At 41.7% G+C, this 23,899-nt stretch carries 20 protein-coding genes; 7 read left to right on the top strand and 13 right to left on the bottom strand.

Annotated elements, in window-relative coordinates:
- Window positions 1-3: 3 nt before the first annotated feature.
- The 10 genes from mshL to OHT75_RS00055 form a co-directional block, all read right to left on the bottom strand.
- A complete protein-coding gene (gene mshL, locus OHT75_RS00100; protein WP_264724316.1) occupies window positions 4-1,680 on the bottom strand; it encodes a pilus (MSHA type) biogenesis protein MshL in 1,677 nt (558 codons plus the stop codon).
- A gap of 13 nt (window positions 1,681-1,693) precedes the next feature.
- The gene (locus OHT75_RS17970) at window positions 1,694-1,888 is read right to left on the bottom strand and encodes a hypothetical protein (protein WP_319803619.1); all 195 of its coding nucleotides are present in this window, start codon (window positions 1,886-1,888) and stop codon (window positions 1,694-1,696) included.
- 106 nt (window positions 1,889-1,994) lie between these two features.
- The gene (locus OHT75_RS00090; protein ID WP_264724315.1) at window positions 1,995-2,657 is read right to left on the bottom strand and encodes a type II secretion system protein M; all 663 of its coding nucleotides are present in this window, start codon (window positions 2,655-2,657) and stop codon (window positions 1,995-1,997) included.
- Complete coding sequence (locus OHT75_RS00085; RefSeq protein ID WP_264724314.1) at window positions 2,654-3,259, bottom strand: PilN domain-containing protein; 606 nt, start codon at window positions 3,257-3,259, stop codon at window positions 2,654-2,656. The genes OHT75_RS00090 and OHT75_RS00085 overlap by 4 nt, the downstream gene beginning before the upstream one ends.
- On the bottom strand, window positions 3,256-4,137 hold the full coding sequence (locus tag OHT75_RS00080) for a biogenesis protein MshI (protein WP_264724313.1): 882 nt from the start codon (window positions 4,135-4,137) through the stop codon (window positions 3,256-3,258). Before OHT75_RS00080 ends, OHT75_RS00085 begins: the two co-directional genes overlap by 4 nt.
- Window positions 4,138-4,350: 213 nt before the next feature.
- Window positions 4,351-6,273 (bottom strand): RNase E specificity factor CsrD, encoded by a 1,923-nt coding sequence (gene csrD, locus OHT75_RS00075; RefSeq protein ID WP_264724312.1) that lies wholly within the window; start codon window positions 6,271-6,273, stop codon window positions 4,351-4,353.
- Between the two features lie 342 nt (window positions 6,274-6,615).
- Window positions 6,616-7,854, bottom strand: a complete 1,239-nt coding sequence (locus OHT75_RS00070; protein WP_264724310.1) for a malic enzyme-like NAD(P)-binding protein — start codon at window positions 7,852-7,854, stop codon at window positions 6,616-6,618.
- A 729-nt stretch (window positions 7,855-8,583) separates the two neighbouring features.
- Window positions 8,584-8,796, bottom strand: a complete 213-nt coding sequence (gene rpmE, locus OHT75_RS00065; RefSeq protein ID WP_264724308.1) for a 50S ribosomal protein L31 — start codon at window positions 8,794-8,796, stop codon at window positions 8,584-8,586.
- 148 nt (window positions 8,797-8,944) lie between these two features.
- The gene (locus tag OHT75_RS00060; RefSeq protein WP_264724307.1) at window positions 8,945-10,225 is read right to left on the bottom strand and encodes a FimV/HubP family polar landmark protein; all 1,281 of its coding nucleotides are present in this window, start codon (window positions 10,223-10,225) and stop codon (window positions 8,945-8,947) included.
- Window positions 10,226-10,404: 179 nt separating this feature from the next.
- Window positions 10,405-11,190 carry a FimV/HubP family polar landmark protein gene (locus OHT75_RS00055; RefSeq protein ID WP_264724306.1) on the bottom strand — a complete coding sequence of 262 codons (786 nt, stop codon included), beginning with the start codon at window positions 11,188-11,190 and terminating at the stop codon, window positions 10,405-10,407.
- 99 nt (window positions 11,191-11,289) lie between these two features.
- Here OHT75_RS00055 and priA point away from each other — a divergent pair, with 99 nt between their 5' ends.
- From priA to OHT75_RS00025, 6 genes are all read left to right on the top strand, one after another.
- On the top strand, window positions 11,290-13,485 hold the full coding sequence (priA, locus tag OHT75_RS00050) for a primosomal protein N' (protein ID WP_264724305.1): 2,196 nt from the start codon (window positions 11,290-11,292) through the stop codon (window positions 13,483-13,485).
- A 146-nt stretch (window positions 13,486-13,631) separates the two neighbouring features.
- Window positions 13,632-15,377, top strand: coding sequence for an arginine--tRNA ligase (gene argS / locus OHT75_RS00045; protein ID WP_264724304.1), 1,746 nt, complete (start codon window positions 13,632-13,634; stop codon window positions 15,375-15,377).
- A 2-nt stretch (window positions 15,378-15,379) separates the two neighbouring features.
- Window positions 15,380-15,979, top strand: coding sequence for an SPOR domain-containing protein (locus tag OHT75_RS00040; RefSeq protein ID WP_264724303.1), 600 nt, complete (start codon window positions 15,380-15,382; stop codon window positions 15,977-15,979).
- Window positions 15,980-16,140: 161 nt separating this feature from the next.
- Complete coding sequence (hslV, locus tag OHT75_RS00035; RefSeq protein ID WP_188842477.1) at window positions 16,141-16,665, top strand: ATP-dependent protease subunit HslV; 525 nt, start codon at window positions 16,141-16,143, stop codon at window positions 16,663-16,665.
- 20 nt (window positions 16,666-16,685) lie between these two features.
- Entirely contained in the window at window positions 16,686-18,011 is a 1,326-nt protein-coding gene (gene hslU / locus OHT75_RS00030; RefSeq protein ID WP_264724302.1) for an HslU--HslV peptidase ATPase subunit, read from the top strand.
- 148 nt (window positions 18,012-18,159) lie between these two features.
- Window positions 18,160-18,546 carry a DUF971 domain-containing protein gene (locus tag OHT75_RS00025; protein WP_264724301.1) on the top strand — a complete coding sequence of 129 codons (387 nt, stop codon included), beginning with the start codon at window positions 18,160-18,162 and terminating at the stop codon, window positions 18,544-18,546.
- Window positions 18,547-18,615: 69 nt separating this feature from the next.
- On the opposite strand, the gene OHT75_RS00020 is transcribed toward OHT75_RS00025, so the two are convergent.
- The 3 genes from OHT75_RS00020 to acnB form a co-directional block, all read right to left on the bottom strand.
- Window positions 18,616-19,464, bottom strand: coding sequence for a hypothetical protein (locus tag OHT75_RS00020; protein ID WP_264724300.1), 849 nt, complete (start codon window positions 19,462-19,464; stop codon window positions 18,616-18,618).
- A gap of 78 nt (window positions 19,465-19,542) precedes the next feature.
- Complete coding sequence (locus OHT75_RS00015) at window positions 19,543-19,908, bottom strand: hypothetical protein (RefSeq protein ID WP_264724299.1); 366 nt, start codon at window positions 19,906-19,908, stop codon at window positions 19,543-19,545.
- Between the two features lie 202 nt (window positions 19,909-20,110).
- Window positions 20,111-22,708 carry a bifunctional aconitate hydratase 2/2-methylisocitrate dehydratase gene (acnB, locus tag OHT75_RS00010; protein WP_264724298.1) on the bottom strand — a complete coding sequence of 866 codons (2,598 nt, stop codon included), beginning with the start codon at window positions 22,706-22,708 and terminating at the stop codon, window positions 20,111-20,113.
- 401 nt (window positions 22,709-23,109) lie between these two features.
- Here acnB and hxpB point away from each other — a divergent pair, with 401 nt between their 5' ends.
- A complete protein-coding gene (gene hxpB / locus OHT75_RS00005) occupies window positions 23,110-23,799 on the top strand; it encodes a hexitol phosphatase HxpB (RefSeq protein ID WP_264724297.1) in 690 nt (229 codons plus the stop codon).
- Window positions 23,800-23,899: the final 100 nt, after the last annotated feature.

Here is a 23,899-nt window from a genome sequence, read left to right as displayed (position 1 = left end):
ATATTACTGTTGCTGGGTAGGATACCAACGCTCAATTAAGTCTTGTGAACGCTTCAACTCATTTTTCCATGTATCTTCACCCACCACGGTTGGCTTTAACATGATAATTAACTCAGTTTTTCTATTCGAACGACTCCGATTAGTGAATGCTTCACCAATAAAAGGAATATCGCCAAGCAGTGGTACTTTTGAAACGATTTCTAAGTTATCGCTCTTCATCAAACCACCTATCACCACAACATCACCTGATGCTGCTTTAATCACAGTATCAGACTCACGAATTTCACTTTGGGCTAATGGCAGCTCTAATGTTGACTCACTGATTTTAATAGATTTAGTTTGCTCTTTAACATCAATAACAGAAGGGTGAACATGCAGTAACACATTGCCATCTTCATCTATTTGCGGGGTCACATCCAAGGCAATACCAGAGAAAAATGGAGTTAATTCGACTTGCGGAGTCGTTACAGGAGTCGTACCTGCCACTGTGGTAGATGATACATCGGTGACAAAATATTCATCATTACCCACTTTAATAACCGCCTTTTGATTATTGGATGCGGTCACTCTTGGGCTTGAAAGCACATCGACATCGCCTTGGGTATCTAGCAAACTGATCATAGTCGAAAAATCAGTACCTTTAACATTGATAGTCGTCACGCCGCCAATGACACTGGTAATCTGATTGCTCAACCCCTGGCCTGCACCTGTGCCAAAATCAATATTAGTGCTGCCTATATGACCCACAACACTGTCCCACTGAATGCCTTGTTGATATGCATCAGATAAAGTCACTTCAATAATTTTTGCTTCAAGAATAACTTGGCGATGTAAGTGTGATTCAGCCTTTTCAATAAAGTAGCGCACTTGACGTAGTTCATTTGGGAAGGCACGGATAGTCACTAAACCCGCTTGCGGAGTCACAACAACCTGACGCCCACCGCCGGTTTCACCAATAATAGCAGTTAAGGTTGCTTGTAACTCTCCCCAAAAATCCGTTTTGGTTTTAGAGCGAATAAAGGTGCCGTTAGTATTGTCGCTGCTATTGTTGCTATTACTGTCACTATTACTGTTGCTGGAATTATTGTTATTAGAATTAGAGTTATTATTGCTATTCGAATTAGAGTTATTGTTGTTATCCGAAATGCGTCCAGAGCTAACCGATGTTAAAGATAAGCCCTCTCGCTCCATGTACAGATAATTTAATGGGAATGTTTCAGTGCGCATACCGGCAGGAAATATGCGTAATACACGCCCTTCACGGCTAACCTCATAACCATAAATATCTTCCACAACTTGGATTGCTTCACCTAAGGTAACGCTTTTTAGTGACAACGAAATAGTGCCCTGAACCTCAGGATGCACCGCGACACTTAATGGTGTGCCTTCCACTAATGAAGGAAAAAACACCCGGGCGTCCACATTATGAGCTGACACATCAAAACGTCGTTCAGCTGGCAAAGGCGGCATACTTGCACCCATGCTATTTTGACTATTTAATTCACGTTGAACATCCGCAGGCATCATTGCTGGCGGAGGTGTTACCGCTTTAGGAGCCTGTGCTTGTAATAAAGATTCATTAATCGCACCTTTTGAATCTTTCGGCTCTGGACGATTAGTCGTTTGACATGCCATCAAACTGAGCATCAACAGAGGGGTAATATAGTTTATCGTTTTCATTGTAGTTATTGTCCTATCTCTGCGTTACCGACTGGAATAATTGGAGTTTACGGCCATCAGATAAGCTCACATGGCTTTTACCAATCGACACAATGCGCACACCTTGTACTCTATCACCTACTTTCATAATTTTATTATTGATTACCGCATAGGATGACGCGCCATGAATGACACTATTGAGCACCAAACTTTGTTGTGTATTTGTCACAGCCTCACTTTGGTAATTTTTGCTCGGCAATGTGGGATCTCGCAGCGTCTGTCCATGCGCAGCAAAAACCAGCGACAAAGAAAGAAAGCCTAATGAGAGGTAAGAATTAATCTTGTTTAGCAACACTGATAAAGTCCCTATTAATGCTTAATGTGTATAATTCTAATTCGACCTTGGCTTTTGGATGCGTTTCAACTTGATAATCTAATCGCTTCCAATAAAGTTTGTCAGGCATAGATTCAATGGCTTTCACAAAATCTAACACCGCAAAATAATCCCCTTCAACGGCCAACTTTATGCCATGACTATAAAGGTTCATTTTCTGTTGTTCATCTTCCCCGACTTGCAACAAAGCGACTGGTGCAATCGAATTAAATGAAATCAGTTTAATCCCTTTATCATTAGATAATAGATTAGCCAGCACAGTAGGCATATAATCTGCGGGGACCATATCCACCATTTGCGCATTAAGTTCAGCATCAACCTCAGCCATTTGGGTATTAATCAATGTGAGCCTTTGCTGATAATCGGCATTGGGATCTAATGTCAGTCGCTGTTGATACAACGCAATTTGTTGCTCAGTAATCCCGCTTTCTTGTTGAAGGATTTGCAAGCGTTTTTCAGCCTTGCTGATATCAAGCCACTTAGCTTCAAGTGACATAAACGCGACCATACCCACCACCACAACGGTAGCTATGCCTATTAATAAACGCTCACGCTGACTTAACCCATTAAACTTTTGTGCCAGTTGCTGCCATTGTTGCTTCATTTAGCAGCCTCCTGATTTGCTTGTACGCTGGTTAATTTAAAGGCCAAAGGTTGATCTTCACCTCTATCCATTGTCATTGCAGCAAAGGCAAAACCTTTTAAGGTATCTGCTGTTTTTAATCGTTCAATCCAACGAGGAATACTCGAAGGTTGCTGACCAAATCCTTCAAATTCAATTTGCTGTTCATTGAAATGAATTCGACTTAACCACACATTGGTATCCGCAACAGTAGCCAAGTCAGTCAACATAGGTGAATAGCCCTGACTTATCAGTGCGGTGCGGTTTTCCAATTCAGATTTAAGTAAACGTTTTAAGGTGAGCCTTTGCTCCTCTAACTCCACCCTAGATACTAAGTCTTGATCTGGCGCACGTTGCGCGACTTGGGCTTCTAAATTGTCTTTTTGCTCAACTAAGCGGTTATTATTCTGCTCAACTTGGGCAACCTGATGTTGAACATCATAAAGCAGATAACTGCCCACTAGGTGCAACAATACTGTTAAACCTAACAAAGCCACGACAGAAACCGATAACACCAAAAAGTTTAAACGCTGCTTTGGCGGTAATAGTGTGGTGCTGTAGAGATTAACGTTAGTTTTAATCACACCTCACCTCTTGCAAGCTCGTTAAAAGCCAATTGGGCTAAATAAGCAGATACACCATGATGCGTAACGGCTTCAACCTGTTGATTAAAGTTGGCGGCAACTAATTTAACTAAGGTTTGTTGTTGGCCTTCTACCAATAAATTGATGGTCGACACTGGTGCTTGGCGTAACTGACTCTCAAAATAATCCATCGAACGTTGGATCTCTAAACTCAGGTTGTCAGCAAGACCGTAACTTAATTCTTCATTACTGGCCTTATGCAATTGATTAAACCCACGAACTCGTCGCTGCATAAGCAATTCACCCGCTTTTATCACAGTAAATAAAACCTCTTGTTCGGGTAGGTGAGTCACTAGCATATGCGCCATGTTATCTGCATCAAATAACGGAGTTAAGGCCAACTCTTCAATATTAATTCCCGCAATGGTAAAGCCAAGTTCATCACACGCTGTGGCAAGTGATACCAATTTATCTCTGGGTGCAACCACCACATTCACTTTTGAATTGATTGATACGCTTGATTCAAAATAATCGAGATGAATATTGGCAACAGGTTGACCCACCATATCTTTAATAGCCCAAATGAGTGCTTGGCAAACTTCAGCGGGGTCAACACTAGGTTTATCGGCTTGCAATAATTCGTAATGTGAACTGGACAAAACAATTTGCAGCTTGGCAGCGCCAAATTGATTTTTGATTTCATTAAACGTGGATAGAAAGTCATCTTTAACTAAATCGAATTCCGTAAATGACTCTGATTGTTCTAATTTTGCAGCTTGATAGACCCACACAGCGTTCACGCCAACATACACTCCCAGCTCTGCGGAGTGGGCAGCTTTACGCCAAAAAGCTAATTTATTAAAAAAACCATTATTCATTTGAAAGCCTTTTACGAACTAAATGCTGCGCATTATAAAAATAAGCGTCATTTCACATCCATCTTGTGATGCGTCTTGTCAATAATCAAAAAATGACTTTGGCAGGTCAGCAACATATTTACCAGTTTAACCGCTAATATTTTAATTTTATAGAAAAATACTAAAATTAGGTTGTTTAAATAAGATAGATTGCTCTACTAAGATAAACAAGTTTTAAACATCATTTGCTATGAGGGCAATATCCCCCAAAAATGGACCTTGAGCAGCACTGACGCCCAATATCTTCAATGTTTGCCACTCTTCAAGTATTTCAACACCTTCAGCAATCACTTGCGCTTTAGAACGTAAAAGCCCCCCAATAAGGCTACGAATGTATAGCTGATTCTCAGGCCGCTCATGCACCTGACGAATGATCGAACGGTCTAACTTCACAAAATCAAAATCATAGGTTTGAATATAATGCGTCCCGACCACTTGCTTACCCACATGATCGACACTTAACTTGGCGCCCATCTTAGATAGCATGGTCAATGTTTTGGCTAACTGAGGATGCTGTTGATGTTTGATAAAGAGATCTTCTGATACTTCGAAAATAAGCCTAGTTGCTAAAGGGCGATGCTCAAGCAATGTCGATTGAATCCAACGAGTAAAAGCTCGGCTTGTTAGGGTATCCATACTTAAATTAACGCAATAAATGGCATCATTTTTAGGCATGACATTAAATAAAACTTGCTCAACTATCAGCCTTTCTACCTGTGGCATTAATCCACATTTATTGGCCATAGGAATAAACAGTGTCGCACGAATTTCATTATTTTGGTTGTCTCTTACTCGGCTAAAAATCTCACAATGCAGCAAGCTATTGTCGCTTTCTAGCACCGGCTGTTGTAGCAGAAAAAAACGCTTATTAACCAGTGCATATTCTAAAAAGCTGCGCCATCTGACAGACCCTTTTGCCATTTCTTTATCGACAGCGCCTTTGTCATACATAAACCAGGTATTAAGTCGTTGCAGTTGAGCTGCACGCAAGGCCATTTCGGCTTCTTCAATAATTTGTGAAGGCTGGTCGCCCGCTTTATAAAATGCGGCACCAAGGTGCAAGTAATTATCATGATTGGCAATTTGATGGTGCTTAACTAACAAACAGCGGCGAATTAACCTGTCGGCTAACAAATCGGCCTCTGCAAGTGATAATTGTGGGACAACGATTGCAAGTTGTAATCTGCTGCGTCTGGCAAAAATTACATCGGTATATTCGCTTACTAACGGGGGGATAATCGCCACAATTTGGGTAATAAATGCTTTATTAGCTTCAATATCCGTTTGAACATTCATTAATGCATCATCATCAAATTCAAGTAAAAAAACCACGCCATAGGCCACCATTTTGTTGTCATGGCTGAGTGCAGTAAGACGATTTTCAAAAAAGAGACGGTTACCGATTTCTGTCACAGGATCAAGAAAGGTATTTGCACGAATAAACTGATCTAGGCGTCCACGTTCTTGTTGAGCATCTTCAAGATCATTGATGAGTTTTGAAATTGCACGATTAATTAATCTAGGACGTCCTTTTGCTGTAGATAGCTTGGCACCTTGTATATCGCCCTCGATGATCATTTTACTGCGCAATGCCAGTAACTCAACGCCATCTAGCTCATGGGTAATCCACTTTAATCCATAACGCACAAATACGCTTATGGCGCCAAAGCCAATGAATAAAATTAACAATTCATACCAGCTAAATTGATAATTGTTGAGGGGCGATGTTAATTCAAACCTCACGCTTAAAGCAGTTTGGGGCTCAATAATACGTTGATAAAGGGTTACGCCTGATTCACCCCTGTCAACATCAGACTGATAGGAATATAAAGCTTGTTGGTCTAACAACAATTGAAATTGCACCACATGATAAGCTTTTAATACTGCAGGGAGCCAAGTATCTAATTGAGCGATCCCCTGCTGTTGATAGTGCGTGACTATCATAGACTCAAGTTCAGCTACTTTATTTTGTTGAAATCGATAAGTGAGTTGAACAAAGCTCATTAGCGCACATAATAAAAAAACAAAGGCGACTGCCGCCAGAGAGACTAACCAAAAACTGGTTAACTTTTTTGTGAGGATTTTAGTCAGCTTCATCTATCCGCTTTCCTGCTGGACGTTATTAATGACAACTCAAGTGATACAGAAGGAACGAGTCAGCGCGATGGTTATCAAAGTTGCTACACCTTAGCATTGCGAATCAACGACGTCATACTAGACACTCAGTAAATTCATCTTATTCAGGTGTAATCATGGTGCTTTGATAGGCTGTGATCATTCCATATTGAGGTTTATTATTATTGTTGCCCTTAGTATACCTAACTCTGACGTTATTAATGTGCTTTAAACACTATCACATTGTTAATAAAAATTAAAAAGGGGCCGAAGCCCCTTTTAACACGATGTTATTTACATACGCTACATTTTGTAATCGCGCAATTAATATACTGGTAAAGTGGTGACTTTAGCCACACCGGAGTCGATTGCAGCTTGTGCAACAGCACGTGCAACATTGACTAATAATCTTGGGTCCATTGGCTTAGGTAAGACATATTCAGCACCAAAACTTAATTCGCTTACGTTCGGATAAGCCGCTAACACATCTTCTGGAACAGGCTCTTTGGCTAAATCTGCTATGGCATACACCGCCGCTAATTTCATTTCATCATTAATCACCGATGCTCTAACGTCCAGCGCCCCGCGGAAAATGAACGGGAAACAAAGCACATTATTGACCTGATTAGGATAATCACTGCGTCCTGTTCCCATGATGAGATCCTTACGGATGCTATGGGCTAAATCGGGTTTAATTTCAGGATCAGGATTTGAACATGCAAAAATAACCGGATTAGGCGCCATTAATTTGATGTCATCCTCGGTGAGTAAATTAGCACCAGATAAGCCTAAAAATGCATCCGCACCTTCAATCACATCTTGTAGGGTGCGCTTATCAGTGTTGTTGGCAAATAACGCTTTGTATTCATTCAAATCATCACGGCGAGTATGAATCACGCCCTGACGATCGAGCATATAAATGTTTTCACGTAAAGCACCACATTTAACGATCATTGTCATGCAGGCGATTGCTGCAGCGCCAGCACCTAAACAAACGAACACTGCATCTTTGATATCCTTACCCTGAATCTCAAGCGCATTTAACATACCCGCTGCAGTCACAATCGCAGTGCCATGTTGATCATCATGAAACACAGGTATGTTACAACGTGCGATGAGCTCTTTTTCTATCTGGAAGCATTCGGGCGCTTTAATATCTTCAAGATTAATGCCGCCAAACGTATCGGCAATTGCTTCAACAGTATTAATAAACTCTTCTGATGTGCGGTGCTTTACTTCGATATCAATAGAGTCAATATTTGCGAAACGCTTAAACAGTAATGACTTGCCTTCCATCACTGGCTTTGATGCCAAAGGACCTAAATTACCTAGGCCGAGGATAGCCGTACCATTAGAAATAACGGCAACCGTATTACCTTTGTTGGTATAGCGATATGCGGTTTCAGGATCTGCCGCTATCTCACGCACAGGTTCGGCAACGCCAGGACTATATGCGAGTGCGAGATCATGACTAGATTGAGCGGGTTTAGTTAAACAGACAGCAGTTTTACCTGGTACGGGAAATTCATGATAGTCGAGAGCTTGTTGGCGAAAATCTGACATTTTATCAATCCTGAGTGCGCTATATGGTGAACAACATCTAAACTGCTGATTTAAGCAGCAGTGGAAAATGTTAACAATACGCTAAAAATAACAGGATATAAATCAAAAACTCAAACTTTACCCACCGATCCGACCATTGAAAGGCATAAGCAACGTAATAGTAACTTATCACTTACGAGTTATTTAAAATCAATAAGTTAAAAATGTAGTAAAATAACAAACATTTTCAAAATTAAACCCTAATAAGCCAATTTTACGACATAAATGTTAGTAAAAATAACAACAATCTTAGCTAAGTACACAAGACTATTATTTATAACTAAAAAGTCAGTTTTCATCTTTGCAGAAAGTAAAAGATCAACCTTCTGAAGAAGGTGGCTTTGATATCACTACCTAAAAGTGAGCTTTCCTACCGTGCGTTAACAAGACGCCGTAGATATATCCCTTAAGGCTTTTCTAAATCATCCCTAATTTAGAAGCTTGTACCGCACCATTAGCAAAGCTTACATATCAATTGAGTGTATAAGCTATGTTCAACTGAACTGATAAGCCTCCATGCAGGCAACCCTGGCATGTTAATAAGTCGTTAAACATTGCCTGACTCCTCCATAGCATTGAACGTACTTCAGGCAGAGCCTAATTGATGATAACCACCTATTGAAGTCGGTGGTTTAGGGGCTGAAAACAAAAAAGGCGCCTAAGGCGCCTTTAATATCATTGCGGAAGCAATTATTTTTTACCAAGCATGCCGAAACGCTTGTTGAACTTGTCAATACGTCCACCGGTATCAACGATCTTCTGAGTACCTGTGTAGAATGGGTGACATGCACCACATACGTCCAAGTGCAAATCTTTATTTGCAGTTGAATTTACTTTGATTACGTTACCACAAGTACAAGTTGCGGTTATTTCTGCGTACTCTGGGTGAATACCTGGTTTCATTGGGTTACCTCAAATTGAAGGCCATGTCGCTATCACAACCCGAAGTTGGACACCACATGCAGTTAATAAGAATATGTTTTAGGCGCGAGATAATACAGCGTCTTTAATGCTTACACAAGCGGTTATTTTCACCACTTGGCGACAGTTTTCAGCTTGCACTTTGCAAAGCAACGAGATCATCAAACTTCTTTTTATCCGCTTGCACATCTTGATATTGATCGAGTATCCCCTGAGAAGGACAATTTAACTTGGCGTCGGCCATAAGCATATTAATTTTTTGCTGAGCAAAGGCATTTGGATTCGCATCATAGATGGCTAGCATGGCACCAAAAATATTGGTATGCCAGGACTTATGCTGAGCGGCCGCCACTCGCCACAAGCTGTCTTCAGGCTGCCTATCAATTGAGCATTCCGCTGGAATAACTGGGTTTGAAACCAATTCTCCGGTGTCTGTGTCTGTGTCTGTGTCTGTGTCTGTGTCTGTGTCTGTGTCTGTGTCTGTGGGCCGAGTAAACTCATTGTTTATAGCTTGCGCTAATTCATTTTTTGCCATCAATTGTGTTTCATCTTCTTTCAGTGCAATTTCGACTGCAGATTCAAATTCACTATTTGGCTGAGCAATACCAGTCTTAACGAGTTCATCAAATGTTTTTTTATCTTGATTAGAATTTGTAAATTGCGCCAAGGTCTCGTCGGATGGGCAAATTAACTCACGATCTGCTTTTAGCTTTTTTATATTTTGATTGATAAAAGCCTCAGGGTTAGTTTGATAGATGGCCAACATCGCCCCAAATACGTTAGTTCCCCATGATTTTGCATGGTTAGAGGCCACGGTCCAAAGGGTATCTGCAGAGGTTTTGTTGATCATACAGTCAGATTGTGAGCGCGCGAACAATGCAGTATTTTTTGTAGAGGTTGAAGCCGCTGAGGCAGAGCTGTATTCAGGCTTTGCCAAACTTTCTTTAGCAACGGCCTGATAGCGCTGCTTGTATGCATCTGACGACTTCATGGTTTTAATTGCAACGGGCTTCTCGGCTTCTGGGCTTGCTGATAAGTTGTTTATCTCGTTACTGAACAAAGCAACTGGTGAGTATTGCTGCCATTTACCGTCACGATATTCAGACACAATCAGTGACGAGTTGGGATCAACAATTTTTTCTTCCCCATGCAAAACAAAGGTATTTTGCTTATGTTCATCCACAAGCAATTTTTCTAGCACGACGGTATTATTGTATTTTTGACGAATATAAAAAGTTAACAGGGAAGCATCATTATGGTCACTGACGACATTGACGTTCAGTTTAGGTAGTTCACCAGCCTCAAACCCCATTGCTTCAATACCAATATGACTCACATCAGCAATAACAGATTGGCTTAACGAGCCAATTGCTAACCCCGCTAACGTGAAACATATCTGAGAGATTTTCATGTATTAATCCTTTAACGTTTTTATCTTGGCATACGATTTTTTTAATTATACTATCGATGCTGAACTGCCTATTGATTGCTATCAAAGATAGATATCACGCATTATGTAACCCAGCACAACTATATAGAATTTATCTCTGTAGCCGCAACAAAATACTGATTAATTCAACATCTAAATCTTTAAAAACCAGCATGTTTGGCCTGCAACACTTCAAAAGTATGCCGGTCAACTGACACATCATGGTATTGCGCCAAAATATGTGCTGCTGGACAATTTAATGACGCATCTTGACGTAATAAATGTATACGTTGTTTAGAAAAGGCTTTTTGATTCGCTTCAAATAGGGCAAGCATTGCGCCATAAACATTGGTATTCCATTGTGCTTTATACCTATTAGCAATTTTCCATAAGGTTTCAGTGTCCGAGCGTTCCACATAGCAATTGGGGATCATTGCGGGTAATTGCATTATGTCTACAAGCGGGCTAGTCTCTTTGACCAATGGATGCATAGCGTTATTTGTTTCAACAGCCTTTTTGGACTTTAATTGTGTCTGATGTTGCTGCAAACTGGATGTTAATGCAGCCGAATTATTCGATTTTGGGGCATCAAATATTGGCAAAGTTGCTATTTGAACCCAATCGGCATTACGAAATATAGATACACTTAATGTAGCATGATTGTCGGTTACCTTAGTGTCTCCATGTAAGTGGATTAAATAGGGGTTTATTCTACTAGCGGCAAGTGTTAACTCGACAGCATGTTGGCCACTACCTTGCTTAATAGTAAAATAAAACTGGTTTAAATCTTTGTGCTTTGAAATAAAATTCACTTTTAATGACGGGACTTGGTTTAAATCAAACTGACGACTATTAATACTGACATGTGAGACTTCAGCAAATAACATGCTGCAATAAAAAGTCATAATTAATATTAGGCTGTTAATCATTAACCCAAGTTTATGCATTTTTCACCCTATTTAAAGTTCGGATTATTATATTTATCTGATAACGTTACACTAATTACCCCTTAGAATGAACATCCTTAATTGCCTTTTTGGAAATCTATGCCTGTGTATGTTGAAGTTGCCTTACCTGTCCCCCTGCGAACAAACTTCAGTTATCGTGTTGCAGAAAAACACCTTTCTGCCATAGCTGTGGGTTTGCGGGTGAAAGTCCCTTTCGGACGTCAGCAACTTATTGGCTTAATCACTGCGATAACCGACAAATGCGATTTAGCCGAAAACCAAATAAAAAACATCACTCAGGTTCTCGATACCCAAGCAATATTGCCAGAGGCTTTATATAAGTTAACATTGTGGGCTGCACGCTATTACTTTACCAGCCAGGGTCAAATGCTCAGTCAAGCATTACCTGTGGCATTGCGAAAAGGGGCCGATACTGCCCCGCAAGAAATCACCCAATATTGCTTAACCCACCAAGGACAAACCGCACAAGCGAGTCTGCTAAATCGTGCCCCCGCACAAAAAAAATTATTTGATGCACTCTCAGAAAATTCATTAACCCATGACGAATTTATCAGCCTTGAATACAGTAAAGCAGCATTAAAAGCATTGGAGGACAAAGGCTGGGTTGAACGTAAAGCACAAACAATTGCAATTGATTTAAGCTGGCGTCAGCAACTCGATATCACTGAAAAACCGCATAAATTGAACAAGCAGCAAGCGGTTGCGGTATCAATACTCAATCAGCAACAGGGTTTTAATTGCACCCTGCTTGAAGGCGTAACGGGGTCAGGGAAAACGGAAGTTTATTTATCAGTGCTTGAAGCCATCTTAAAACAAGGTAAGCAAGCGCTTATTTTGGTGCCTGAAATCGGCTTAACCCCCCAAACCATCAATCGATTTAAACGACGATTTGCGGTCAATCTTGCGGTGATCCACTCAGGTTTAACCGACAACCAACGCCTCGACGCTTGGCGTCAAGCAAGAAGCGGCCAAGCCGCTATTATTATTGGCACCCGTTCGGCTTTGTTTACGCCCATGTTGTTTCCAGGAATAATTATTTTAGATGAAGAGCATGATGCCAGCTTTAAACAGCAAGAAGGAGTGCGCTACCACGCAAGAGACCTCGCGGTTATGCGCGGTCACTATGAAGACATTCCTATCATATTAGGCACTGCAACCCCTTCGTTAGAATCATTACAAAATGCCATATCAGGACGTTATCATCACTTAACATTAAGTGAGCGCGCCGGTGCTGCGCAAAAGGTTAAACAAGGCATTATTGATATCACCAATCAGCCACTTAAAAGCGGCATGTCATCATCGTTAATTAATGAAATGCGCATGCACCTCGATGCGGGTAATCAGGTGCTGTTATTTTTAAATCGCCGCGGTTTTGCTCCAGCCTTGTTATGCCATGAATGTGGTCACTTGCATGAATGTGATCGCTGCGATGCATTTTTTACCGTACATCAGGGCTTAAATGAAATTTGCTGCCACCATTGTGGTAACCAATATGCGATCCCTAAGCAATGCCATCAATGCGGTAGCACCATGTTGATGGGGCATGGTTTGGGTACTGAACAGCTGGAGCAAGCGCTTACGTCCTTATTTCCAAATTACCCTGTAGTGCGTATCGATCGCGATACCACTCGGCGCAAAGGCTCACTAGAAAAACAACTGCATGGTATTCACAAAGGCGAATACAAAATACTGGTCGGCACCCAAATGCTCGCTAAAGGGCACCATTTTCCAGACGTCACTTTAGTGGGTTTATTAGATGTAGACGGGGCATTATTCAGCGCAGACTTTCGTGCCCCAGAACGCTTTGGTCAGCTATACACCCAAGTGTCAGGGCGTGCTGGCCGCGCTGACAAACCCGGAAAAGTGCTGTTACAAACCCACCAAAGCGACAATGTTTTATTACGCAGTTTATTACGACAAGGGTACGGCGATTTTGCCCGCGAACAACTTAAAGAAAGGCAGTTGGCGCAGCTGCCACCTGCTTGGCACATGGTACTTATTCGCGCTGAAGCGCATTCAGCGGCTGACGCGGATGAGTTTCTCACCAAAGTCAGTCAGCTGCTCCCCCAAGACAAAGCCTTTGAAATCATTGGCCCGATTCCTGCACCATTGGATCGCAAAGCGGGTAAATATCGTCGACAATTGATGTTTCAAGCTAAAACACGTCAAAGACTTCAGGTCGAGTTTGAAAAAATCCTTAACGTAATCGAGCAACTACCTGAAACCAAAAAATGCCGTTGGAGTATCGATCGTGACCCACAAGATTTAATGTAATTCAATGGAATTAGGGCTGTTAACGGGCTAAGAATGATGAATCATAAAAAATTCCATCAAGTACATAGCAATTTACCCCCAGAAGCGGCTAAAATATGCGGTTCTGTCGTGTCATTCATTAACGAATTTAGTGCAAGCAAAGGCCCATGAAATCACATATTGAATCTTTACTACAACAAACCATCGCCTCGTTCCAACAACAAGGTATTGTGCCAGCTGATTTTCAAGCGCGTATTCAGGTAGACCGCACTAAAGATAAAAGCCATGGTGACCTAGCCACCAACCTTGCAATGATGCTGACTAAAGTGGTCGGTAAGCCACCACGTGAAGTCGCTCAACTTATAATCGACACGCTCCCCAAGTCTTCACATGTGGCTAAGGTGGATATTGCCGGCCCAGGTTTTATTAACTTTTTCATTGATGACAATGCACTCGCCAACCAATTGCAACAAGCGCTTAATGATGACCACTTAGGTGTCGCATTACCGGCCAAGCAAAATATCGTGGTTGACTACTCTTCTCCTAACCTCGCAAAAGAAATGCACGTAGGTCATTTACGCTCCACCATTATTGGCGACAGCGTTGTACGTGCGTTGGCGTTTTTAGGCCATAACGTTATTCGTCAAAATCATGTTGGCGACTGGGGTACCCAGTTCGGCATGCTGCTAGCTTATATGGAAGAATTACGAGCTGCCCAAGGCGAACAAGCCACCTTAGAATTATCTGATTTAGAAAACTTTTACCGTGCGGCCAAAGTTCGCTTTGATGAATCAACCGAGTTCGCAACGCGCGCGCGTCAGTTAGTGGTAAAACTGCAATCGGGTGATGCTTACTGCAACAAATTATGGCGTGAGTTTAATGATATCTCACTCAGCCATTGTTTAGACGTATACCAACGTTTAGGTGTGAGCTTAACTCGTGAAGATGTGCATGGCGAAAGTGCTTATAATGCCGATTTAGATCAGGTAGTTGCCGACTTAGATGCCCAAGGTTTATTAACCGAAAGCAACGGCGCAAAAGTGGTATTCCAAAACGAATTTAAAACCAAAGAGGGTGAGCCTCTTCCAGTCATCATTCAAAAAGCCGATGGCGGTTATTTATATGCCACTACCGACTTAGCCGCTATGCGTTATCGTTCAAATGTACTTAAAGCGGACCGTGCATTATATTTTGTTGATTTACGTCAAGCACTGCATTTCCAACAGGTGTTTAACCTTGCCCGTCTGGCAAAATTTGTTCGCCCAGAAATGACGTTAGAACACATGGGTTTTGGCACCATGAATGGTGAAGATGGTCGTCCATTCAAAACCCGTAGCGGTGGTGTTGTAAAGCTAGTTGATTTACTCGATGAAGCTAACGTTCGCGCGCTTGAGTTAGTGCGTAGTAAAAACCCTGATATGGATGAACAAACATTAACTGAAATAGCCCGCGTAGTAGGGATTAGCGCAGTGAAATACGCTGACTTATCTAAAAACCGCACGAGTGATTATGTTTTCAGTTTCGAACAAATGCTCAGTTTTGAAGGTAATACCGCACCTTACCTTCTTTACGCCTACACTCGTGTAGCGGGTATTTTCAAGCGTGCTGAAGACATCGACTTAAGTCAGGCTAAAATTGTGCTTGAGCATGAAAAGGAAAAAGATTTAGGCACTAAACTGGCTCAGTTTAATGAAGTACTTATTCGCATGACAGACAAAGGTCAGCCGCATGTGTTATGCGCCTACCTCTATGAGCTAGCCAGTGAATTTTCTAGCTTCTACGAAGCTTGCCCAGTTCTCGCCGCTGACACTGACGCGCAAAAACAAAGTCGTCTTTTACTGGCAAAATTAACGGCTAACACCTTAAAAACCGGTTTATCGTTATTAGGCATTGAAACCCTAGAGCGCATGTAAATATGAGCCGAGATTATGCTAATCGCAAACCTAAATCGGCCGCAAAGGCCGGCAAAGGGGCGCGTTCGTCAAAACGAAAAACCTCATCAAGCAATATGCCCTTGATACCCTGGTTACTAGCCATAGTATTGGTATCTGGGTTTGGTTACTTTTTGTGGACCATTAAAGGCAGCTCAGAAGATGTCGCTCCTGCGGTGAATACTGCTGCAAAGTCGACAACCACAGACAAGCAAACAACCAAAGCCGCCGTGGCCCCAAAAGATCCCAACGAGTTACCGCCAAAACCTCAAGAAGAGTGGACTTATCTTGAAGAGTTGGAAAATAAACGTGTCGAAGTCGATGTGCCTAATTCTGGTGTGGTTTCTAGCGGTTTATATCAAATGCAATGTGGCTCGTTCCGCCAAGAAAGCCAGGCAAATGAAATGAAAGCGCGCATCGCCTTTATGGGAATGGAAGCGCAAGTTAAACGCTCTGAAGGCACTAATGGTGTTTGGTATCGTGTGGTTTTAGGACCATTCGAAAGCAAGCGTGATGGTGAGCGTGGCCGCCATAAAATGCAAAAAGCAGGCATCAACACCTGCCAGATCTGGCTATGGCAATAAGGTTATTTTACGCCTAAAAATGGAAGCCCGAGACATCGGGCTTTTTCATAAACGAATGTTAACCTTTCTAACTTGAAAAACGCCAATCACTCCCCAATATCCTTTATATCAATTAGCAGAAGGCTGTTTAACCCTGCTAAATTTAGTGAAGAGGATTTACTGTGACTACCATCGTATCTGTACGCCGTAATAACCAAGTTGTCATCGCTGGTGATGGCCAAGTGTCTTTGGGCAACACTGTCATGAAAGGCAATGCACGCAAAGTTCGCCGCCTTTATAACAACCAAGTATTAGCAGGTTTTGCTGGCGGCACAGCTGATGCATTTACCTTATTTGAACGTTTCGAAACCAAGCTTGAAATGCATCAAGGCCACTTACTTAAGTCAGCCGTTGAACTGGCTAAAGATTGGCGTACCGACAAAATGCTGCGTAAGTTAGAAGCGATGTTAGTGGTTGCAGATACCAAAGAATCATTAATTATTACGGGTAATGGTGATGTGGTTCAGCCTGAACACGACTTAATTGCCATTGGTTCTGGCGGAAATTATGCTCATGCCTCTGCCCTTGCATTACTGCAAAATACCGAATTAAGCGCCCGTGACATTGCTGAAAAGTCACTGACCATTGCTGGCGACATTTGTGTATTCACCAATCAATTCAAAACCGTTGAAGAGCTGAATTATTAATTCGAGCGAAAGGAAAAACTATGTCTGAAATGACCCCTCGCGAAATTGTCCATGAACTCGATTCGCACATTATTGGCCAAAAAAATGCCAAACGCTCGGTTGCGGTAGCCCTTCGTAATCGCTGGCGTCGTATGCAGCTAGAAGCTTCATTGCGTCAAGAAGTCACCCCAAAAAATATTCTTATGATCGGCCCTACGGGGGTCGGTAAAACTGAAATCGCTCGCCGCTTAGCTAAATTGGCTAATGCCCCTTTTATCAAGGTAGAAGCCACTAAATTTACCGAAGTGGGTTATGTCGGCAAGGAAGTTGAGCAAATCATTCGTGATTTAACTGACTCAGCAGTGAAAATGACCCGCGAACAGCAAATGAAAAAATGCCGTTTTCGTGCCGAAGAATTGGCCGAAGAACGTATTTTAGATGCACTACTACCTAAACCTAAAGAAGATTGGGAAGCCGAGAAAAAAGACGACTCAAATACGCGTCAAATCTTCCGCAAAAAGCTACGTGAAGGTCAGTTAGACGATAAAGAAATTGAAATTGATGTTGCTGCGCCACAAATTGGTGTTGAAATCATGTCGCCACCTGGCATGGAAGAAATGACCAATCAACTACAGGGCTTATTCCAAAATTTAGGCCAGAACACTTCAAAGCGTAAAAAGATGAAAATCAAAGACGCTTATAAACAATTAATTGAAGATGAAGCGGCGAAGCTAGTTAATCAGGAAGATTTAAAAGAACAAGCTATCGAGTTAGTTGAACAACATGGCATAGTATTCTTAGATGAAATTGACAAAATTTGTAAACGTGGTGAAACCTCAGGTCCAGATGTATCTCGTGAAGGTGTGCAGCGCGACCTCCTGCCTTTAGTGGAAGGTTGCACGGTAACCACCAAGCACGGGATGGTAAAAACAGACCATATTTTGTTTATCGCATCAGGCGCATTCCAGATGTCAAAACCATCTGATTTAATTCCTGAATTACAAGGCCGTTTACCTATTCGTGTAGAGTTAGATGCGTTATCTGCTAACGATTTCAAACGCATTTTAACGGAGCCACATGCCTCACTGACCGAACAATACGTGGCCTTGATGGGCACTGAAGGTGTAACGGTAGAGTTTGTTGAATCCGGTATTGAGCGTATCGCTGAAGCTGCCTGGCAAGTGAATGAGCGCACAGAGAACATCGGCGCGCGTCGTTTACATACGGTAATGGAAAAGTTGATGGAAGAGATATCTTATGATGCCTCAGAAAAATCCGGTTCAACTTTTGTGATTGACGCTGAGTATGTGAATAAGCACTTAGATACCTTTGTACAAGATGAAGATCTAAGCCGCTTTATTCTGTAGTCACGGGATCACTACCTGATTAAAAATATGCCTTAACATGTCACATTAAGGCATGATAAAAATGGGATTAACGCCGAAATCGAGTATGATGAAAATCTTCGATTTCTCGTTAATCCTTTTTATTACGACCACTTTTATAGGTAATAACATGTCAGAAGCCACCCCAAACGTGATTGGCATTAAATTAAAGCGTAAATCTAAGCTATTAGAAGTCAGCTTTGACAACGGTGAAATGTTTAACATCACTTGTGAAATGCTCCGCGTACACTCACCATCGGCTGAGGTTCAGCAGCATGGTAATCCTATTTTGGTGACCCATAAGAAAGAAGTGAATATCACGGCCATTGAACCTGTGGGCAATTATGCGGTAAAAATTGTATTTGACGATGGCCATGATACAGGGCTATTTTCTTGGAAAATCCTTTATAAATTAGGCAGTCATCAAGTGGAAATTTGGGAGCGGTATTTGGCACGTTTACGTACAGAGAAAGGCTCACGTGAAGCGTTGATTGCGATGAATATTAAATATTCGTAATCACATGCTAGAAGCAGAATATTGTAGTCTTGCCTCTAGCACAGCGCGATTCATTGTGATGGATTACCGTTAATTGGTTTGGTAATAATAAGCTTTAGGGGCTAGCTCGATCACATCTTCATACTCAAAACCTAACGTATTTCGTTGTCCCACCTTTGGCTTATCGGCGGATTGTTCAATGACCATTACACCCCAATGGTTATTACTTATCCCGCCAAAGATGACGTTCACTCCCATATTTGTCCCGCGAACAATAGCAGCAATATTATATTGAGCCATAACCTTTCTCACTGCAATTGACCGAGCAGAACATGTATTGCAACTTGTTAATTCTTCATTGCTTTTATGTTCTGACCAATTGGCTGAAGGCACAAATCCTGCTATTGCAGAAGGCTGATATTGAATAATGCCCGCAGGGGTATAAAAAGCATTATTAATTCGATAAACATCATCGGTTGTTCTTTGTAAAATGAGAATATCTGCATTCTGATGGAAAAACTCACTCACTTTAAACTGTTCATTAATGAATTGATTAATATGAGCCAATCTATTTTTTCTGCATATCGAATTTTGGCACAATACCCTGTTAGGCAAATCGATCAAAAACTGTTCTTTAGCTTTAAATATAGCCTGCCCCATTACTCCTAAATTAAAATTAGCGAACTTATTTTTATCGGTTAATGAATTAAATTTTGTTGGCTGCACATCTAACACACTGAAGGGTGATGCTAAACCCATTAAAATTTCTGGATCACCATTTTTAGGCAATAAGCTACGTAAGCTATCAATGGTTGCAATGTATTCTTTATCTGTATCAACGGACAAAAAACTCGGTAAGTTATTTGCTTTAGCAAATATCGGCAAGAGCAATAGTAAATATATAGCCTTCATGAACGACAAAAATCCTTTTAAATTCATAGTAAAAAGATAAATCTAAGTAGTCAAACACAACCAAATGACTTAACTGTTATATTATTGCCACATCAGTAATGAATGCTACTCAATAATCTTATTGGTGGCTTTTTTTATCAACTTTTTATCATCTTTATCTTTTTGTAATTTATCGGGCACAACAGCATCTACAGCTTTCTCTTTGACAGTTTCATCCTTGCCTGTTGCTTTATCCACCAACTTTGCAGTAGCGCCATCTTGAGGTAATGCATTTTCTACCGCTTTACCTGCGGTATCTTTCACGGCTTCTGCAGGATCACAGCGCCCACTGACACCCACTGTTGCTTTCACCGCTGCATTTTTAACGGCTTTTTGAGCTGTACAATCAGGATTAATCACCCCAGCATTAGCAACTTGCGCATAGGTCATACCTACTAACATCAGCATGGTTAATATACTTATTTTGATCATTTTTCATATGCCCTAATCTGGATGGTGTTAATAATTAAATATAGCACACGCTAATGAGATTGATATTCTTGATAAAAAACTAAAACCACTTTTTAGCTGGTGCATAGAAACGGTTGAAAAGTACAAAAAGTGATTAAATATCAAAACAAAAATGCCAGCACTGCTGCTGGCATTTTTAATTCAACACTTAACTAGTTCAAGCTTACACAGCTGATTGAATTATCACGCTGCCCGCTTTCTTAGTGTAAGAGTCGATTTGATCGAAGTTCAAGTAACGGTAAGTATCCGCTGCTGTAGCGTCTAATTCTTTCGCGTATTCTTGATACTCTGCAACCGAAGGTAAACGACCTAATAACGCGGCTACTGCTGCTAACTCAGCAGATGCTAAGTAAACGTTTGCGCCAGTACCTAAACGGTTCGGGAAGTTACGTGTAGAGGTTGATACTACTGTAGCACCTTCAGCAACACGTGCTTGGTTACCCATACATAGAGAACAACCAGGGATCTCAATACGTGCACCAACACGACCAAAGATTGAGTAGTAACCTTCTTCAGTTAACTGATCTTTGTCCATTTTAGTTGGTGGCGCAATCCATAAACGTGTAGGTAGTGTTTTAGCAAACTTGTCTAACATCTTACCGGTAGCACGGAAGTGACCGATGTTTGTCATACAAGAACCCACGAACACTTCGTCAATTTTAGTTTGTGCAACACTTGATAACAGTACAGCATCATCAGGATCGTTTGGTGCACAAAGGATTGGCTCTTTGATGTCGTTTAGGTCGATTTCGATAATTTCAGCATATTCTGCATCAGCATCCGCCTCCATTAATACTGGGTTAGCTAACCAATCTTGCATTGCGGTAATACGACGCTCAATGGTACGACGATCGCCATAACCTTCGCTGATCATCCACTTTAACATCACGATGTTAGAGTTTAAGTATTCGATGATTGGCTCTTTGTCTAGCTTGATTGTACAACCTGCAGCACTACGCTCAGCTGAAGCGTCAGACAATTCGAATGCTTGTTCAACTTTAAGTTTTTCAAGACCTTCGATCTCTAATACACGGCCAGAGAAAGCGTTGATTTTGCCTTTCTTCTCAACCGTTAGTAGACCCATTTCAATCGCCTTTAATGGGATAGCATGTACTAGATCACGCAAAGTAATACCAGGCTGCATTTCACCTTTAAAGCGAACTAATACTGATTCAGGCATATCAAGTGGCATTACGCCCGTTGCCGCAGCAAACGCTACTAGACCAGAACCTGCAGGGAAAGACACACCGATAGGGAAACGCGTATGCGAGTCACCACCCGTACCTACGGTATCAGGTAATAGCATACGGTTTAACCACGAGTGAATTACACCATCACCAGGACGCAATGAAACGCCGCCACGGTTCATGATGAAATCAGGAAGCGTGTGATGAGTATCAACGTCAACTGGCTTTGGATAAGCCGCTGTGTGACAGAATGACTGCATGGTTAAATCAGCACTGAAACCTAAACAAGCTAAATCTTTTAGCTCATCACGGGTCATTGGGCCTGTAGTATCTTGCGAACCAACAGAGGTCATTTTCGGCTCACAGTATTGGCCAGGGCGAACGCCGGCAACACCACAAGCTTTACCTACCATCTTCTGTACTAAGGTGTAACCTTTACCTGTATCAGCAACATCTTGTGGGCGAACGAATACTTTAGAGGCATCTAAACCTAACGTTTCGCGAGCACGGTCAGTTAAACCACGGCCAATGATCAACGGAATACGGCCACCGGCGCGCACTTCGTCTAATAGCACTTCCGTTTTTAATTCGAACGTAGAGATGACTTCATCAGTGCCACTGCGTTTAACAACGCCTTCGTATGGATAAATGTCGATGACATCGCCAGTTTCCATTTTATCTACGTTAAGCTCGATAGGTAATGCGCCAGCATCTTCCATGGTGTTGAAGAAGATTGGAGCAATTTTGTTACCTAAACAGAAACCACCAGCACGCTTATTTGGGACATAAGGGATATCGTCACCCATGAACCATAACACTGAGTTAGTGGCTGATTTACGTGAAGACCCCGTACCCACAACATCACCCACATAAACCAGTGGATGACCTTTGCCTTTAAGGGCTTCGATTTCTTTAATTGGACCGACAACACCTGGTTGATCAGGCACGATACCGTCACGGGCGTTTTTCAACATCGCTAATGCGTGCAGTGGGATATCTGGACGTGACCATGCGTCTGGCGCTGGAGACAGGTCATCAGTGTTGGTTTCACCCGCCACTTTAAATACCGTTAATGTCACTTTGTCGGCTAGCTTTGGACGATTTAAGAACCAATCGGCATTGGCCCATGATTCAACAACTTGCTTGGCAAAAGCGTTACCAGCTTGCATTTTCTCTACCACATCATGGTATGCATCAAACATTAACAATGTGTTTGATAATGCGGTAACAGCGATAGGGGCTAATGCAGGATTATCTAATTGAGCGATCAACGGCTCAATGTTGTATCCGCCTTGCATCGTACCCAGTAATTCGGTAGCGCGCTCTGCTGATAGAATTGGCGATTTAACAGTGCCTTTGGCAACGGCATCTAAAAAAGCCGCTTTAACATAGGCTGCTTCATCCACGCCAGGTGGAATACGATTTTCTAATAAGTCGAGGATCACGGCCTCTTCACCAGCAGGTGGAGTCTCAACTAACTTCACTAACTCAGCCACTTGTTGAGCATCTAATGGCTTAGGGACAACACCCTCTGCAGCACGCTCTGCGACGTGTTTACGATATGCTTCTAGCACGGCAACATTCCTCTTTGTTTGACGCCTTACGGCAAAACTCAACGTCAGTTTTAGTCACGCTGAAATTCCACAGGTTCGGGCTTGAAATCCGACCCCCAGTATACTACAGCTTTAAAAAAGTATGAATCAGCTCACACTATTACGCAGATGAAATCTACTGGATTTTTTTGTCCAACTGGCAATGTAAAGTGATATTAAAACAAAGAAAATTAGACAATAGTTTGAAACAGTAAAAAAACAATATTCTTTCATACACTTAAATAAAACCTTTTGATTTAAATAAACCCAACAAACGCAGCAACATTGGCTAAAAATAATTTCAAATATTTGTATTTTTACTGAATAATCTTGTAGATAACGATAATCTACACGTCAAAGTGAGTCACTAAATAAGGTTAACAATGGCAAATATCAATGTGAAGGCCGTGATTTTTGATATGGATGGGGTACTAATTGATTCTGAACCCGCATGGCAAACAGCCGAAATAGCAGTATTGAATCGGCTTGGGCTCAAACTCACTTTCGAAGATGTAGAAAGTACAACTGGCTATCGCATTGATCAAGTTGTGGATTATTGGCATCAACGCTTCCCATGGACTAACTATAATAATGCCGAAACAGCAAGCCACATTATTGCAGCGGTCGCTGAACACATTAGGCTTAATGGCGAGCCCATGGCCGGAGTGATTGACACTTTAAAAGATTGTCGTCAAAAAGGGCTTAAAGTCGGTTTAGCTACCTCATCACCTTCCCTGATTATTGAGGCGGTATTAACCAAACTGGGTATTAGCGAGTATTTCGATGCTATTTGCTCTGCAGAGCATTTAGCATTGGGTAAACCTCACCCTGAAGTGTACTTAAATTGCGCTAAAAAATTAGCGGTTGATGCAGTGAATTGTTTGGCTATTGAAGACTCGTTTAATGGCTTAATTGCCGCGAGAGCTGCCAATATGCAAACCATCGCCATACCGGCCCCCCAAGTGGCACAGCAAACAAAATGGATTATTGGCCACCATCAAATCAGCCACTTATCCGCGGTTGCCCCCATATTATCAGCCTACTTACAAGAGAATACCAAGCATACTCAATAACTCTTGATTCTAGCTTGATAACAGTAAGCGTCTGGGCAACTACACCTATCGTTTAAAATTCCAGGGTAACAAGCTGTCGATATTCGGTGCTGGTTGGCAT

The organism is Shewanella subflava (assembly GCF_025971955.1).
In the GTDB taxonomy this organism is placed as follows: Bacteria; Pseudomonadota; Gammaproteobacteria; order Enterobacterales; family Shewanellaceae; genus Shewanella; species Shewanella subflava.
This window is presented reverse-complemented; position numbering and strand designations above follow the sequence as displayed.

Bases quoted from the DNA above. Each gene is read 5' to 3' on its own strand.
- argS (WP_264724304.1), top strand. From the start codon at position 13,632: ATGAAATCACATATTGAATCTTTACTACAACAAACCATCGCCTCGTTC.
- rpmE (WP_264724308.1), bottom strand. From the start codon at position 8,796: ATGAAACCAGGTATTCACCCAGAGTACGCAGAAATAACCGCAACTTGT.
- OHT75_RS00040 (WP_264724303.1), top strand. From the start codon at position 15,380: ATGAGCCGAGATTATGCTAATCGCAAACCTAAATCGGCCGCAAAGGCC.
- OHT75_RS00060 (WP_264724307.1), bottom strand. From the start codon at position 10,225: ATGAAAATCTCTCAGATATGTTTCACGTTAGCGGGGTTAGCAATTGGC.
- OHT75_RS00080 (WP_264724313.1), bottom strand. From the start codon at position 4,137: ATGAATAATGGTTTTTTTAATAAATTAGCTTTTTGGCGTAAAGCTGCC.
- OHT75_RS00070 (WP_264724310.1), bottom strand. From the start codon at position 7,854: ATGTCAGATTTTCGCCAACAAGCTCTCGACTATCATGAATTTCCCGTA.
- mshL (WP_264724316.1), bottom strand. From the start codon at position 1,680: ATGAAAACGATAAACTATATTACCCCTCTGTTGATGCTCAGTTTGATG.
- hxpB (WP_264724297.1), top strand. From the start codon at position 23,110: ATGGCAAATATCAATGTGAAGGCCGTGATTTTTGATATGGATGGGGTA.
- OHT75_RS00055 (WP_264724306.1), bottom strand. From the start codon at position 11,190: ATGCATAAACTTGGGTTAATGATTAACAGCCTAATATTAATTATGACT.
- hslU (WP_264724302.1), top strand. From the start codon at position 16,686: ATGTCTGAAATGACCCCTCGCGAAATTGTCCATGAACTCGATTCGCAC.
- csrD (WP_264724312.1), bottom strand. From the start codon at position 6,273: ATGAAGCTGACTAAAATCCTCACAAAAAAGTTAACCAGTTTTTGGTTA.
- priA (WP_264724305.1), top strand. From the start codon at position 11,290: ATGCCTGTGTATGTTGAAGTTGCCTTACCTGTCCCCCTGCGAACAAAC.
- OHT75_RS00020 (WP_264724300.1), bottom strand. From the start codon at position 19,464: ATGAATTTAAAAGGATTTTTGTCGTTCATGAAGGCTATATATTTACTA.
- OHT75_RS00090 (WP_264724315.1), bottom strand. From the start codon at position 2,657: ATGAAGCAACAATGGCAGCAACTGGCACAAAAGTTTAATGGGTTAAGT.
- OHT75_RS00025 (WP_264724301.1), top strand. From the start codon at position 18,160: ATGTCAGAAGCCACCCCAAACGTGATTGGCATTAAATTAAAGCGTAAA.
- OHT75_RS00015 (WP_264724299.1), bottom strand. From the start codon at position 19,908: ATGATCAAAATAAGTATATTAACCATGCTGATGTTAGTAGGTATGACC.